Below are 13746 nucleotides of genomic sequence, written 5' to 3' on the forward strand. Positions count from 1 at the left end.
CAAAATGCGAGACTTTACCAAGGGCACTCGGCACCTGATAAAGCCTGCAAACCATACAACCCGCATCGAGACTGCCATGAGCAAGCCATTTATGATGACCCTTGAGCAAACAGCAGGCATGACCACGCGCGAATTTGCTTACCGGCGGCTGCGCAAGACCATCATGGTCGGCGATATTCGTCCGGGCGAAGCGCTGACCATCCGCGGCATAGCCGATGCCATGGACATCAGCCCCACGCCGGTGCGCGAGGCCCTGCGACAACTGAGCTCTGAAGGAGCCTTGAAGGTTCTCGATAACAGACGCATCGTAGTGCCACATATGACGCCTGAGCGCCTCGGCGAATTGATTGCGCTGCGCTCAACCCTTGAGCAACATGCCGCGCGGCGGGCGGTGGCCCATATCACCGAGAGGCAGATCGACGAGCTTGTTGCCCTTGATAAAGCGCAGGACGAGGCCATCTTGAACAATGACAATGTCGGCGCTCTGGTTCTCAACCATGCTTTTCACCGTACGATCTATCAGGCCCACCCCGAGCAGATGATCATGCCCATGGTGGAGAGCGTTTGGCTGCAACTGGGACCGTTTCTGCGCATCGCAATGGAGCATGTCGCCGAGCTTTATCGGGTCGACCGGCACCAGGAGGCTATTGCAGCCCTGCGAAAACGCGACGAAGTGGCCGTTGCGCAAGCGATCCATGCCGACATTCGCGAAGGCATTGGCGGCTTTGACCGCGAGGCGATCGTCAATCTGCTGCGGATGTCCGCTTAAATTATCGCTTCAAAATTCAATCGCGCATAACACCTTCAATCGGCACCGATTTAAGAGATTATGTAGCAAAGAATGGAGCTTCAGCTTTTATGGAAAGCACTCGCATGCGGCAAACGGACAACAGCCTCGATTCCCTGTTTGAAAACGGGACATTGACCAATCCGCTCGAAGTTTTGCAAAAGATCTATGGTTATCCGTCCTTTCGCGGCAAACAGGCCGATGTCATTGGACACGTGGTGTCCGGTGGTGATGCGGTGGTGCTGTTTCCAACGGGAGCAGGCAAATCGCTCTGCTTTCAAATTCCGGCCCTGTGCCGGGAGGGTGTTGGCATTGTCGTGTCGCCGTTGATTGCCTTGATGCGCGATCAGGTGCAGGCGCTGAAGCAATTGGGAGTGCGAGCGGCGGCCCTGAATTCCTCCCTCACCCGCGAAGAGTTTGTCGAGGTGCGCCGCGCCATTGCCGATGGGGCGCTTGATCTTTTGTATGTCACGCCAGAACGTATTGTCACCCCCGCCTTCAAGGAGGTGATGGGCAATGCCAGAATTGCGCTGTTTGCTATTGATGAAGCCCATTGCGTTTCGCAATGGGGCCATGATTTTCGCCCGGAATATCGCGAGCTTGGGCAGCTTGCCGATCACTATCCCGGCGTGCCGCGCATAGCGCTCACCGCCACCGCCGATCCGCACACCCGTGATGATATTATCGACAAGCTCGCCCTTCACAATGCGGAGGTCTTCACCACCTCGTTTGACCGGCCCAACATTGCCTATGAGATTGTGGAGCGCGACCAGCCGCGCCAGCAGCTTTTGCGCTTCTTGTCGCGCCACAAAGGTTCCAGCGGCATTGTCTATTGCCTGTCGCGGGCGAAAGTGGAAGACACTGCCGAATGGCTGAACGCACAAGGCATCTATGCCCTGCCCTATCATGCGGGCATGGAGCGCGCGCTGCGCGATCGCAATCAGGATGCCTTTTTGCGCGAAGAGAACCTCTGCCTTGTGGCAACCGTTGCCTTTGGCATGGGCATTGACAAGCCCAATGTGCGCTATGTGGCGCATTTGGATTTGCCAGGCTCCGTTGAGGCCTATTATCAGGAAACCGGCCGTGCTGGCCGCGACGGGCTGCCATCAGAAGTGTGGATGGCCTATGGTATGGCCGACGTGATCCAGCGCGGGCGCATGATTGACGAGGGCAATTCCAGCAATGATGTCAAGCGTGTGGAACGCGCCAAGCTGAATGCGCTTTTGGCGATTTGCGAAACCCCCGGCTGCCGCAGGCAATCCATTCTGGCCCATTTCGGCGAAGCCCATGCCGGAGCCTGTGGCAATTGCGATACCTGCCTGAAGCCCGTTGAAACATGGGATGGCACGGAGGCTGCCATCAAGGCGCTTGCCGCCATTTATCGCACCGGTCAGCGCTTTGGTGCGGGGCATTTGATCGACGTGTTGATGGGCAATGAAAATGAGCGCACCATCCGCTTTGGCCATAGCGATATGCCGGTGTTTGGCGCTGGCAAGGATTTGCCGGTGAAAACCTGGCAATCCGTCTATCGGCAATTGCTGGCCGCAGGCCTCATCACGGTCAATCACGAGGCCTATGGTGCCCTGACGCTGTCCGAAGAGGCCCGCACTGTGTTCAAGCGCGAGCGCGAGGTGCGCTTTCGCAAAGACCGCCCCACCAAGGGCAAGGCGTCGCGCGGCGCATCACCCAGCTCTGCCAATGCCAAATCCGCACTTTCCGAGACCGATATGGCCTTGTTTGAGGCGCTGCGCGCAAAGCGCATGAGCATTGCCAAAGAGCTGGCCATTCCGCCCTATGTGGTTTTTCCCGACACCACGCTCGTGGCCTTTGCCACTGAGCGGCCAATGAACAGCAAAGACTTGCTCGGCATTTCCGGTGTCGGGCAATCCAAACTGGAACGCTATGGCGATGCATTTTTAGAGGTTATCCATGACCATCAAGATGCATCGTGACGGAATGATCAGACCTCCAGAATAGCCTTGATCACGCCGGCTTCCGGCTTTGACCATTCCGGCAGCAAGGTAACAGCATCGTCCAAACGGCCCCGATGGGTGTTGAGCGCCCGCGTTGGCACTTTGCCTGCCTCCATTTGCCGCACAACTTCGGCGAAATCATCCGGCTGGGCGTTGCGGCTGGCATAGAGGGTGATTTCACGCTTGTGGAAATCTGGGTCAGAAAAGGTAATATCCTGCCGCACGACGCTGAGCAGCACATAGCGCGCACCATGGGCTAGGAAGTTAAAGCCGCGCTGCATCGGGGTAGCATTGCCAGTGGCATCCACCACCACGTCAAAGCCATTGCCTTCGGTCAGGTGCTGCGCCTCTTCCTCGGCATGCTCGTCAGCCATCAAAATGGCATCGGCACCAAGCTGATCAACGGCAAAACGCAACCGGTCCTGCCGCGTATCCATCACCGTCACATGCGCGCCACGGGCTTTTGCAAAGATAATTGCCGACATGCCAATCGGGCCGGAACCGGTGATCAGCACCCGATCTGACGCCGTGACATTGCCGCGCTTGATGCCATGGGCACCAATGGCCAAAAACTCGATCATCGCCGCATCTTCCAGCGGGATATTACCGGTGGGCACCACATTGGCTTGCGGCACTGACACATATTCCGCCATGCCGCCATCGCAATGCACACCCAAAACCTGAATGTTGTAGCAGGCGTTGGTGAGGCCCTTGTTGCAGGCGTGGCAATGACCGCAAGACAGGTATGGCACGATATAGACGGGATCCCCGGCTTTCAGCGCGCTATCGGCAGGAGCCTCTTCCACAATGCCCGAAAGCTCATGGCCCATCACCCGCGGATATTCCAAAAACGGATGCTTGCCCGCGAAAATATGAAAATCCGTGCCGCAAATACCAACGTAGCGAATGCGCACCAGCACCTCGCCCTCACCCCGCACAGGCGCGGAACGCGAAACAAGTTTCAACTGGCCAGGTTCTTCGCACAGAAGTGCTTTCATGATGCTTTCTCCGCTCTGACGTCCAGCCGTCCATGCCACCAGACGATATTGGTTCGATGTAAAAACAACAATCCAGTGCCTCACCGCAGACAATCCTCGCGGTCTGCAGTGAGGCAACGGTCGATTTGGTTTATTTCAACATGTCCGCAGGCAGATCTATGTTGTTGTATTTCTTGTAGATGGCATTGAGTTTGCCATCTTTCAGATCGGCGTGAACCCATTCATTGATGGCCGCCTTCAACCCATCCTCACCCTTGCGCAGACCAACGGCATAGGGGTTCACTTTGAGTACCATTTTGGTTTCCAGGGGATCAGCCTTGCGACGTTCATTCACCGCATTCATGATCTGGGGAGCAGAGATCATGATATTGTTCTGGCCTGACACCAGCGCCGTCACCAGCGTGGCGTCGTCGTCATAACGCACAATGGTGGCACCCTTGGCCTGCGTTGTCGCTTCCTTGTCGTTGGTGGAGCCGCGCGTGGTGGCAATATCCTTGCCCACGAGGTCTTCAAGGCTGGAAATTTTCACCGCCTTGGGGGCTGCAACAATGATCTGGATAACCCCGTGCGGATCGGCAAAATCGATCACCTTCTGACGATCCGGGGTGATCGACAAGGATGCAATGACAATATCCGCCTTATTGGTCAGCAAAAACGGAATGCGGTTCGGGCTGGTAACTTCGACAATCTCCAGCTTGACGCCAAGATGGGCTGCCAGCAGACGCGCACTCTCCACTTCCGAGCCAGATGGCTGCATATTGGCATCTGCCATGCCAAATGGCGGCGAGCCGAGATCAATGGCCGCGCGCAACGTGCCACGGGATTTGATGTCTGCCAGCGCATCGGCACAGGCAATGCCGGGGATGGCCGACAACAAGGCCAGAACCACGGCACTCTTCATCAAGTTTCTACGTTTCATGCTTTTCCTCCTCCATAAATTTCGTGTCTGCCAGCTCACAAGCCGTTGCTGAGAAATGCCTTTAGCTCTGGTGTTTGGGGATCATCCAGCATCGCGCCCGGTCCAACCTCCCAGACTTTGCCGTGATGCATGAACACCACTTTATTGGCCACCTTGCGGGCAAAGGCCATTTCGTGGGTCACAAGGATCATGCTCATGCCGCCACGGGCGAGATCTTCCATCACCCGCAGCACTTCGCCGGTCAAATGCGGATCAAGCGCCGAGGTCACCTCATCAAACAGCATCAGCTTGGGCTGCATGGCCAGTGAGCGGGCAATGGCAACGCGCTGCTGCTGGCCGCCTGAAAGCTGCTCGGGATAATCATCGGCCTTTTCAGCCAGCCCCACTTGGGCCAAGACCATTTCGGCCAATGTTCTCGCCTGCGCTTTGCGAAGCCCCTTCACACAGGTGGGAGCCAGCATGATGTTTTGCGCAACAGTGAGATGCGGAAACAGATTGTAGCTTTGAAACACAATGCCGACATCTTGGCGCAGCATGCGCCGCTCCAGCTTCTCATCATGAATCTTGTGGCCACAGACGATGATTTCGCCACTGTTGATCTTTTCCAGCGCATTGATACAGCGCAGCGCCGTCGATTTTCCGGAGCCGGATGCGCCAATCACCGCCGTGACTTCGCCGGGCATCACCTCAAAGGACACGCCCTTCAACACTTCAATAGCGCCAAAGCTCTTGTGGACGTTGGTCAGACTAACGACGGCCGACATTGAGTTTCCTTTCCAGGCTTCGGCTCCAGGCCGAGAGTGGGTAGCAAATGGCGAAATAGAAGCAGGCAACGATGATAAACACCTTGAAGGGCTCGAAAATCGAGTTGTTGACCAGCTTTCCAGCCTGCGCCAACTCGACAAAACCCACCACGGAAGCAAGCGAGGTGTTTTTGACAATCTGCACCAGAAACCCAACGGTGGGGGCTGTGGCAATCCGCATGGCCTGCGGCAAGATCACCCGTGTCATGCGCTGCCAACGGGTGAGCGCCAGACATTCGGCGGCCTCCCACTGGGTCTTCGGCACCGATTGCAAGCACCCGCGCCAGATCTCGGCCAAAAAGGCGGAGGCATAAATCACCAATCCGGTGCCTGCGGCAAACAAGGCAGGAAGTCGATCAAGCCCAATGATGGCAAGGCCGAAATAGATCAAAAACAACGTCACCAGCAGCGGCGTGCCTTGCACGATCTGAATGTAACCACTGGCAAGGGTGCGAAGAAATACGCTGGGACTGATGCGCGCCAGCGCCAGCAAGAAACCGAGAATAGAGCCGCCAACAAATGCGATTGCTGAAAGACCAATGGTCCACAAGGCACCAAACGCAATAAATTCGAGATGGGTCAGACTGAATGACATCGCCGCACCTCTAAATTGCTGTTGCAAGTTTGCGGCGACGCGGAAACAGCACCAGACCAAACAGATAAAGAGCAAACCGCACCACAAAGGACAGCACGATATAAAGCAGGCCGGTGACGATATAGGTTTCAAACGAACGGAAGGTGTCGGACTGGATACGGTTGGCAACCGCCGTCAATTCTTCAGCCGAGATTTGCGATGTGATAGAGGATGCCAGCATGAGCAGCACATATTGGCTGGTCAGGGCCGGATAGACCCGTTCAATCGCAGGCCGCACAATGACGTGCCAATAGATCTGCGTCTTTGTCAGACCCAGACATTCGGCCGCCTCCACCTGGGATGCGTGAATGGATTCAAGACCCGCCCGCACGATCTCGCAGGTATAGGCACCGACATTGACCACCAATGCCGCAACCGCCGCCGTATTGGCTGACACTTTCACGCCAAGCGAGGCAAAGCCGAAATAGACGAGAAAAATCTGCACCAGAAGCGGGGTGTTGCGGATAATCTCAACATAGAGAGCAACCAGTTTTTTCAACCAGGGTGCACCATCCGCACGGGCGATGGCGCAAAACATGCCAAGCAGAAAGCCAAACATGGTGGCCAGAACCGAAAGCTTCAACGTGAGCCAGGCCCCTTGCAAAAACTCTGGCCAATAGGGTAAAAGTGACGCAAAATCAAACGTATAGCTCATAGGCTGCTAGCCAGCGCGGCTTTTGCACCCATGCTCATCGCGCCATTTGCGCATATGTGCGTAAAACATCCCGTTCCTGCTCGCATGATCTCCTCCTTCAAACAAGCTGGTTTTGTTCTTTTTGGATAAAAGACATCCAAAGTGAAAGCAATTTGTTTTTTATCGAAAAAAATCAAAGAGAAAAAACAGCCCGATGCAACTCTCTGACCATCAGACTCAGAGGGCGCAACGAAATACGGGCGTTATCGGACAAGGCCCGCTCCGTCGTCCTGAAATCAGGATGTGGCCTTCATGGTGGCGCGCAGAGCATCATTGATACGCTCTTGCCAGCCCGCTCCGTCTTCTTGAAAATGCGCGAGCACATCGCTATCGATCCGAATGGAGACTGTTTCCTTGGCATTGGGAATAGCAGGCCTTTCCACCGCTGGCGCGGCTGCCTTTTTGGCAGGCTTAAACAAGGCTTCTGCCGCATCCATTGGGTTGACGGGTCGCCGAGGTGTCTGTGCCATATTCCGATCCTTCATCGTGTGAGAGCAGATGTGACAGAGCGCTGCGTTTATCAGACGCAAAGGACTCTGTACCATCTCAAACCTGCTGCGTAACTTAAACCGAGGCCGATTTAAAACCAAGGCTCAACGATGCCAACGCATCACCTCGCAAACAGTGCGCTGAATTTTGAACGGTAGAAAAACAAACGCATTATGCACATAAGTGCAAGCCAGTCATCGCACTGTCATCGAAAGCCATTATCTCACGCGTCAGGTTGCTGACAGGAGATGGCGCAGAATGGCAGTGGGTGTTGACAGCGTGGCACAAAAAGCGGCGACAGGACGCCTACGCCGCCTGTTGCACAGCGGCGCGGTCGCCCGTCACGAACCCGCTATTTTCATCGGCCTGCTGCTGGTTGGCTTTTTTGCCTATGTGATTTTGGCACCGGTATTTTCCATCCTGTTCGATGCCATACGTGTGCATCCCGGCGATGGCACGCGCATTCATCAAAGCGATGGTGCGCTCACCCTCTATTATCTCGCCCGTGTGTTCATATCGCGCATGTCTGCCGTTCTGATCTGGAGTCCGCTTGTCCACACACTCGCCATTGCCTTGGGCACGGTCACGCTTGCCATCAGCCTTGGCGTGGTGCTGGCCTGGCTGGTCAATCGCACCGACATGGTGGGGCGTGCATGGTTTGCAACGGCGTTGATTGTGCCCTTCATGTTGCCAACCTGGACGTTTGCGCTGGCCTGGACCACCATTTTCAAAAACCGCACAATCGGCGGCCAGCCCGGCTGGATGGAAGCCATGGGCGTGCACACGCCCAATTGGCTGGCCTATGGCTATCTGCCCATCGTGTTCATTCTGGTGTTGCATTACACCCCGCTGGTCATTCTCATCGTTGGCAATGCCTTGCGCCGTCTTGATGTGCAGATGGAAGAATGCGCCCGCATTCTGGGCGCATCCCGGCGCGCAATCGCCTTTTCCATCGTTTTGCCGCTGGTGAGGCCCGCGCTGCTTTCTGCGGCTCTGCTGATTTTTGCCGATTGCATTGGCGAATTTGCGGTTCCCTATATTCTTGGCCTGCCGATCAATTACGACACGCTCTCCACCGGGCTTTACCGCTCGCTGTCGTCGCGCCAAAATGGTGTGGCTGCGGTGCTGGCCGGCACAATCATGCTGATTGGCGTGGTGACCCTATTGATTGACGTGCGGATGATGCGCGAAGCGCGGCGGTTTGTGACCGTGGGCGGCAAGGGCACGATGGATCGCCGCAGCCGCCTTGGCCGCTTTCGCCTTCCCGCTGCAGGCTTTGCCGGTCTGTTCGTGCTGGTGGGCGTTGCTCTGCCGCTGCTCACACTGTTTCTCTCCACCGTGATGATTTTGCCCGGACGGTTCACGCCTGATAATTTCACGCTGAACTTCTGGATTGGCACCCATCTGGATACGATTGCCCTGCGCAATGGCATTTTGCTGACACCTGAGTTTTGGCAAGCGGCGTGGAATACGGTTCGCATTGTCGGCATGGCATCGCTGATATCTGGCACACTTGGTTTGCTGGTGGGCTATGCCGTGTTGCGCAGTCCGTTCCGTAGTCTTGCCAATTTTCTGCGTCAGATCACGTTTTTGCCTTATCTAGTACCTGGCATTGCCTTTGCCGCGGCATTTCTATCACTGTTTGCTGTGGCGCGCGGCCCCATTCCAGCGCTTTATGGCACGCCTATCATTCTCATTCTTGCCCTGATTGCCGAGCAAATGCCCTTTGCCAGCCGCTCCGGCATTTCGGCCATGACCCAATTGGGCCGTGAGCCAGAGGAAGCCGCCCGGATTATTGGCGCAAGCTGGTGGTGCCGGATGGGCAAAATCATCATTCCCATACAGGCCGCCCCCTTGGCGACAGCCATTCTGTTGCCGTTCATTTCCGGCATCAAAGGGGTCAGCCTGTTTATCATTCTGGCGGTGCCCGCCACCGATGTGCTGACCACCTATTCCCTGCGCCTGCTGGATTACAACTATGATCAGGCCGCCAATGCCGTGGTGCTGATGATTGCCCTGATTGCCTGGCTTGGAACCGTGCTGATCCAAAGGATTGCAGGTAACAGCCTCGCCCGTGGTCTGGAGAGCTGACATGCCCAAGATTACCCTGACCGGCCTCACCAAATTCTATGATCGCAGCGCCACGCCCGCCGTGGATGGCGTGGACCTCACCGTCAATAACGGTGAGTTTCTATGCCTGCTCGGTCCATCCGGCTGCGGCAAAACCACCATTTTGCGCATGGTGGCCGGGCTGGAACATGCCTCCGAGGGCGAGATTGCCATTGATGACAGGATCGTTGATTCCGTCAAACAAGCGCGGTTTGTGCCACCAGAAAAACGCGGCATTGGGCTGGTGTTTCAAAACTACGCCCTGTGGCCCCATATGACAGTGGAAAAAAACGTCGATTTTGGTCTGCGTCTGAAAAAAGTGCCAGCCGCTGAGCGCAAAGCGCGCTGCCTTGATGTGATGACCAAGCTGAGAATTGCCGATTACGCCGATCGTTACCCCTCGCAATTGTCTGGCGGGCAGCAGCAGCGGGTGGCGCTGGCGCGCATGTTGGCCATCAATCCCGGCGTGTTGTTGCTGGATGAGCCATTGTCCAATCTCGATGCCGCGCTGCGGCTGGAAATGCGCACGGAGCTGCGCCGCCTGCATGAAGAATTTGGCACCACGATTATCTTCGTCAGCCACGACCAATGGGAAGCCGTGACACTGGCGAGCACCATTGCGGTGATGAACAAAGGCACATTGCAGCAGGTTGGCACCCCCGACGAGATTTATGCCCGGCCGGAAAATCGTTTTGTTGCCGAGTTTATAGGCAACCCGAACATCAACATGATCAAGCTGCGCGGCGAAGGCCAAACCCCGCTTGGCGGCTTTGCCAGCGCTGTTTTCAAGCATCTGCCAAGCGGCAACGACGCCCAAATCTGCGGCATTCGGCCTGAAGAGATCCGATTGTGCGAAGCAAGCGATGGTGACGCCATCCCCGTCACAGTCGAGACCATCATGCCGACGGGCGGCAGCTGGATCATCGAGCTGTCCCATGGTGCACAACGCATTTTCCATTCCACCCAGTCGAGACCGCATTGGCGGATCAAAGACAAGATCGCGTGCCACCTGCCCACAGACTCTCTGCATTTTTTCGATTCCGCTGGCCAACGCATAGACGCACCCCTGCTTAAAACCGCGGCTGCTGAACGCTCCCGGCCAGATTTTCTTCATGCTCTCAACACCAGGACACTGTCATGACCTTATCTCGGAAGATTAGCCTCGTCGTGCTGGCAACCTCGGTTGCTGCCCTGTCGTCAGCCTCGGCTGCCGAGAGTTTCAATCTCGATGCCTTGGTTAAAGCTGCTCAAAAGGAAGCCCCGATCAATGTCTATGATTCCACCGGGAAAATTGTCGAGCAAGCCAAGGCATTCAGCGAAAAATACGGTGTCAAAGCCACCGGCATCAAGGCGAAAGCACCCGATATTCTGGAAATTGTCAGCCGCGAGGCGCAAGCGGGCAATGTCAAGGCCGATGTCGTCATTCTGTCTGATGCGCCCGCCGCCAATGAGCAATTGCTGTCCAAAGGCTATGCCATCAGCTGGCTGCCAGACGATCTGGCGGCAGATATTCCAAAGACCTTCCAAAAGCCACTCACCGTGGTGCTGGCACCCAATGTCTGGACCTATAACACCAGCCTCTATCAAACCTGCCCGGTCAAAAATATCTGGGAGCTGACTGAGCCGAAGTGGAAGGACAAGGTGTCCATGCAAGACCCCTTGGGCAAGCCGAACTACACCGACTGGTTCAACCAGATGGCCACCCATTACGACAAGGCGATGGCCGACGCCTATCAGGCTGAATTCGGCAAGCCGTTTGACACCAAGGAAAGTTCGGCCACCGCCGCCTTCGTCAAAGCACTGGCCCAAAACGGCCCACTGTTGACAGATTCGGATGGCGCTGCTGCCGAAGCCGTTGGCGCGCCGGATGTCAAAGACAGCTTCATTGGCCTTGTCAGCACCGCCAAATATCGCGACAATAAAAAGGGCATGAAGCTTGGCATTTGCGCAGGTCTCGCCCCCTTTGCCGGATGGAATTACCCGTCGCTTGGCCTGATTGCCGCTGGCAGCAAAAGCCCGAATACCGCAAAGCTGTTCATTCATTATATGATGACAGAGGAAGGCATTGCCCCGCAGGCGGTTGACGGAAAAATATCCACCAACAGCAAGATCGCGCTTCCTGCCGACGAGCCATCGGGCATTGCCAAAATCAGCAACCAGATCATGGGCTATGACGCCGCAACGGCAAGCGCCGACTGGCAAGCCCGTCAGGATTGGCAGGATCTTTGGAGCCTGAACTACAAGAAATAACCGGATAACAAAAACAGCGGTGCCCGCTTGCGGCATTCTGCAGGCGCGGACACCGCTGTCGCATGCGTGCAAAGGTGAAGAGAATGCAGTTAGACGCGACAGGGCCTATGGACAAAACAAGGCACTACCCCCGCCCGGCCATGAGCCTGATTGAAAGCAAGCTTCCCGGTTGGGGAATTGATCTTTATATTGGCGGCTCCGATGGTGCCGCCGATCCTGATCTGTTGGAGCAAAACCAGATCAAGATTGTGCTCAATTGCGCCGTCAATCTTGATCTCGATATTGTCAGCGAGGCGAAAGCCGGGGTTGCCCCCCATCTGATGCCCCATGGAGCGGGCCTGGTGCGCTATTACAAGCTCGGTCTGGTGGATGGTGCGGGCAATCCGGACATGATGATGCTGGCGGGCTATCATCTTTTGCGCTCCGTGCTGGATCAGCAATTTCCGCAAAAGCCCTCTTATCCGCGCCGAGAAAAGGGCAATATTCTCGTCAATTGTCGGGGTGGTCGCAGCCGGTCAGTCGCGCTCGTCTCGCTGTTTTTGCATCTGGAATTTGCCGATCGTTTCCCCACATTGGAAAGCGCCATTCACCATGTAAGGCTGAAAAGAGCCCTTCATCCCGATGAATGGGACAGCGCACCAAAAGCTGTGTTGGTGCAGGCGGCCCAAAGAGCGGCAGAGATGGCCCATGTGCTGAAGGCAGCCGGTTTCGGCTTTGAAAGCCCATGACAGAGCAAAAGCCCGGCAAACACCCGCGAAAAACATCGGCAAGAACCATTGCCAGTGCCGCCGAGGTTGCCAAACTCGCGGGCGTGTCGCGCTCTGCTGTATCGAGAACATTCACGCCCGGTGCCTCCGTCTCCCAACAGACCCGCGCCCGTGTTTTGGCAGCAGCGGAAGCCTTGAGCTATCACGTCAATCATCTGGCGCGCGGCCTAAGCCAGGAAAAGAGCCGACCGGTCTGCATTTTAGGGGCTGATCTCAAAGCACCCTATCAGGCAAGCCTGCTGGATGCTTTGACGCAAAGGTTGCAGCTGGTAGGGCGCGCCGTGATGGTGATCAACACCGCAGGCGGCGAGGCCAATGCCGATGCCGCCCTTCGGCAAACGCTGAATTACCGGGCCTCTGCCACCATTGTCCTCTCTGGCACGCCGCCCTCATCTTTGGTGGACACCTGCGTCAAAAGCGGCCAACACGTCATTCTGATCAACCGGGCCGAACAATTGGAAGGTGCAGACCACATCACAATCGATTATACGGCGGCCATGAATGATGCGCACCACATGCTCAGTCGCGCCGGGTGCACGCGCATGGCCATCGTATCCTCCACCATTGCATCCCCCAGCCTGATTGCCCGCGAGCAATTGTTCATGGCTGCCACCGAGAAGGCAGGTCATGTCTGCACGCTTTTGCGCATCGGGCCAACCAACTATCTCACAGGGGCAGAAGCCGCCCGGCAATTGCTGGCGGTGCGGGACCGGCCAGAGGGCATATTTTGCGTCACAGACCTGATAGCCTGCGGCTTCATGGATGCGGCGCGCCAGGAATTCGGCTTGAGGATTCCGCAAGACATCTGCGTGGTCGGCTTTGACGATATTGAGCTGGCCAGCTGGCTTGGCTATCGCCTAACTACCTTTGCCCAGCCCATCACGCGCATGGCCGATGCCATTGCGGATCTTCTTGATCAGGCCAGTGAAGACGTGCGCGAAGCCAAAAGCCTCATTTTCAATGCTCCACCGGTGTGGCGAAACAGCGTGCGTCCTGCCTGAAAGGTTTCAGACGAAGAGGGCATAATCCTTCTATTGCGCTCAACAGAACACTTAGGCAGACGCCAGATCGAAAGCAAGGCGAACAAGACCACCGCGAGCAAGCCCCGAAATCGCCTTATGACGGAAAGGCGGGCGCATAGCCAAGGGTTCCCTCGAGGAGGTGTGGGCCGCGACATGCACGTTGCCGACCAAAGAAGGTAATGTTGCTGCCGGTGGGCCTATCTAAGAACCGCTTTGAGTGAACGCAAAACCCCCGCCAGATTTTCTGACGGGGTTTTGTTGTAATGACAAGATTGGTTGCGGGGGCAGGATTTGAACCTGC

13 protein-coding genes are annotated in these 13746 nt (G+C 56.3%); 7 read left to right on the plus strand and 6 right to left on the minus strand.

The genetic code is table 11. From position 1 onward, the window contains the following. Window positions 1-76 precede the first annotated feature (76 nt). Both BJF95_RS05060 and recQ read left to right on the plus strand, forming a co-directional pair. Complete coding sequence (locus BJF95_RS05060) at window positions 77-769, plus strand: GntR family transcriptional regulator (protein ID WP_075638362.1); 693 nt, start codon at window positions 77-79, stop codon at window positions 767-769. Window positions 770-873: 104 nt separating this feature from the next. Continuing rightward, window positions 874-2739, plus strand: coding sequence for a DNA helicase RecQ (recQ, locus tag BJF95_RS05065; protein WP_139317412.1), 1866 nt, complete (start codon window positions 874-876; stop codon window positions 2737-2739). Window positions 2740-2747: 8 nt separating this feature from the next. Here the strand turns inward: recQ and BJF95_RS05070 are convergent, their stop codons facing one another. The 6 genes from BJF95_RS05070 to BJF95_RS05095 form a co-directional block, all read right to left on the minus strand. Next, window positions 2748-3758, minus strand: coding sequence for a zinc-binding alcohol dehydrogenase family protein (locus BJF95_RS05070; RefSeq protein WP_075638364.1), 1011 nt, complete (start codon window positions 3756-3758; stop codon window positions 2748-2750). A 130-nt stretch (window positions 3759-3888) separates the two neighbouring features. Then, on the minus strand, window positions 3889-4677 hold the full coding sequence (locus tag BJF95_RS05075; RefSeq protein WP_075638365.1) for a transporter substrate-binding domain-containing protein: 789 nt from the start codon (window positions 4675-4677) through the stop codon (window positions 3889-3891). A gap of 35 nt (window positions 4678-4712) precedes the next feature. Beyond that, the gene (locus BJF95_RS05080; protein ID WP_075638366.1) at window positions 4713-5441 is read right to left on the minus strand and encodes an amino acid ABC transporter ATP-binding protein; all 729 of its coding nucleotides are present in this window, start codon (window positions 5439-5441) and stop codon (window positions 4713-4715) included. Continuing rightward, window positions 5425-6075, minus strand: coding sequence for an amino acid ABC transporter permease (locus BJF95_RS05085; RefSeq protein ID WP_075638367.1), 651 nt, complete (start codon window positions 6073-6075; stop codon window positions 5425-5427). Before BJF95_RS05085 ends, BJF95_RS05080 begins: the two co-directional genes overlap by 17 nt. A 10-nt stretch (window positions 6076-6085) precedes the next feature. Further along, the gene (locus BJF95_RS05090) at window positions 6086-6769 is read right to left on the minus strand and encodes an amino acid ABC transporter permease (RefSeq protein WP_075638368.1); all 684 of its coding nucleotides are present in this window, start codon (window positions 6767-6769) and stop codon (window positions 6086-6088) included. Window positions 6770-7044: 275 nt separating this feature from the next. After that, complete coding sequence (locus BJF95_RS05095; RefSeq protein ID WP_075638369.1) at window positions 7045-7278, minus strand: BrnA antitoxin family protein; 234 nt, start codon at window positions 7276-7278, stop codon at window positions 7045-7047. A 277-nt stretch (window positions 7279-7555) separates the two neighbouring features. Between BJF95_RS05095 and BJF95_RS05100 the strand changes: the two genes are divergently transcribed. The 5 genes from BJF95_RS05100 (at window position 7556) to BJF95_RS05120 (ending at window position 13424) form a co-directional block, all read left to right on the plus strand. Then, a complete protein-coding gene (locus tag BJF95_RS05100; RefSeq protein ID WP_075638370.1) occupies window positions 7556-9388 on the plus strand; it encodes an ABC transporter permease in 1833 nt (610 codons plus the stop codon). A gap of 1 nt (window position 9389) precedes the next feature. Beyond that, window positions 9390-10547 (plus strand): ABC transporter ATP-binding protein, encoded by a 1158-nt coding sequence (locus BJF95_RS05105; protein WP_075638371.1) that lies wholly within the window; start codon window positions 9390-9392, stop codon window positions 10545-10547. Beyond that, a complete protein-coding gene (locus BJF95_RS05110) occupies window positions 10544-11656 on the plus strand; it encodes an ABC transporter substrate-binding protein (protein WP_075638372.1) in 1113 nt (370 codons plus the stop codon). The genes BJF95_RS05105 and BJF95_RS05110 overlap by 4 nt, the downstream gene beginning before the upstream one ends. An 83-nt stretch (window positions 11657-11739) precedes the next feature. Continuing rightward, window positions 11740-12384, plus strand: a complete 645-nt coding sequence (locus BJF95_RS05115) for a dual specificity protein phosphatase family protein (RefSeq protein WP_210187723.1) — start codon at window positions 11740-11742, stop codon at window positions 12382-12384. After that, a complete protein-coding gene (locus BJF95_RS05120) occupies window positions 12381-13424 on the plus strand; it encodes a LacI family DNA-binding transcriptional regulator (protein ID WP_075638374.1) in 1044 nt (347 codons plus the stop codon). The genes BJF95_RS05115 and BJF95_RS05120 overlap by 4 nt, the downstream gene beginning before the upstream one ends. Window positions 13425-13746 lie beyond the last annotated feature (322 nt).

The sequence above is a fragment of the Rhizobium oryziradicis genome (assembly GCF_001939045.1).
Classification (GTDB): domain Bacteria; phylum Pseudomonadota; class Alphaproteobacteria; order Rhizobiales; family Rhizobiaceae; genus Allorhizobium; species Allorhizobium oryziradicis.

Excerpts from the sequence above, each read along its gene's own strand:
- BJF95_RS05060 (WP_075638362.1), top strand. The coding sequence starts at position 77 with ATGAGCAAGCCATTTATGATGACCCTTGAGCAAACAGCAGGCATGACC.
- recQ (WP_139317412.1), top strand. The coding sequence starts at position 874 with ATGCGGCAAACGGACAACAGCCTCGATTCCCTGTTTGAAAACGGGACA.
- BJF95_RS05070 (WP_075638364.1), bottom strand. The coding sequence starts at position 3,758 with ATGAAAGCACTTCTGTGCGAAGAACCTGGCCAGTTGAAACTTGTTTCG.
- BJF95_RS05075 (WP_075638365.1), bottom strand. The coding sequence starts at position 4,677 with ATGAAACGTAGAAACTTGATGAAGAGTGCCGTGGTTCTGGCCTTGTTG.
- BJF95_RS05080 (WP_075638366.1), bottom strand. The coding sequence starts at position 5,441 with ATGTCGGCCGTCGTTAGTCTGACCAACGTCCACAAGAGCTTTGGCGCT.
- BJF95_RS05085 (WP_075638367.1), bottom strand. The coding sequence starts at position 6,075 with ATGTCATTCAGTCTGACCCATCTCGAATTTATTGCGTTTGGTGCCTTG.
- BJF95_RS05090 (WP_075638368.1), bottom strand. The coding sequence starts at position 6,769 with ATGAGCTATACGTTTGATTTTGCGTCACTTTTACCCTATTGGCCAGAG.
- BJF95_RS05095 (WP_075638369.1), bottom strand. The coding sequence starts at position 7,278 with ATGGCACAGACACCTCGGCGACCCGTCAACCCAATGGATGCGGCAGAA.
- BJF95_RS05100 (WP_075638370.1), top strand. The coding sequence starts at position 7,556 with ATGGCAGTGGGTGTTGACAGCGTGGCACAAAAAGCGGCGACAGGACGC.
- BJF95_RS05105 (WP_075638371.1), top strand. The coding sequence starts at position 9,390 with ATGCCCAAGATTACCCTGACCGGCCTCACCAAATTCTATGATCGCAGC.
- BJF95_RS05110 (WP_075638372.1), top strand. The coding sequence starts at position 10,544 with ATGACCTTATCTCGGAAGATTAGCCTCGTCGTGCTGGCAACCTCGGTT.
- BJF95_RS05115 (WP_210187723.1), top strand. The coding sequence starts at position 11,740 with ATGCAGTTAGACGCGACAGGGCCTATGGACAAAACAAGGCACTACCCC.
- BJF95_RS05120 (WP_075638374.1), top strand. The coding sequence starts at position 12,381 with ATGACAGAGCAAAAGCCCGGCAAACACCCGCGAAAAACATCGGCAAGA.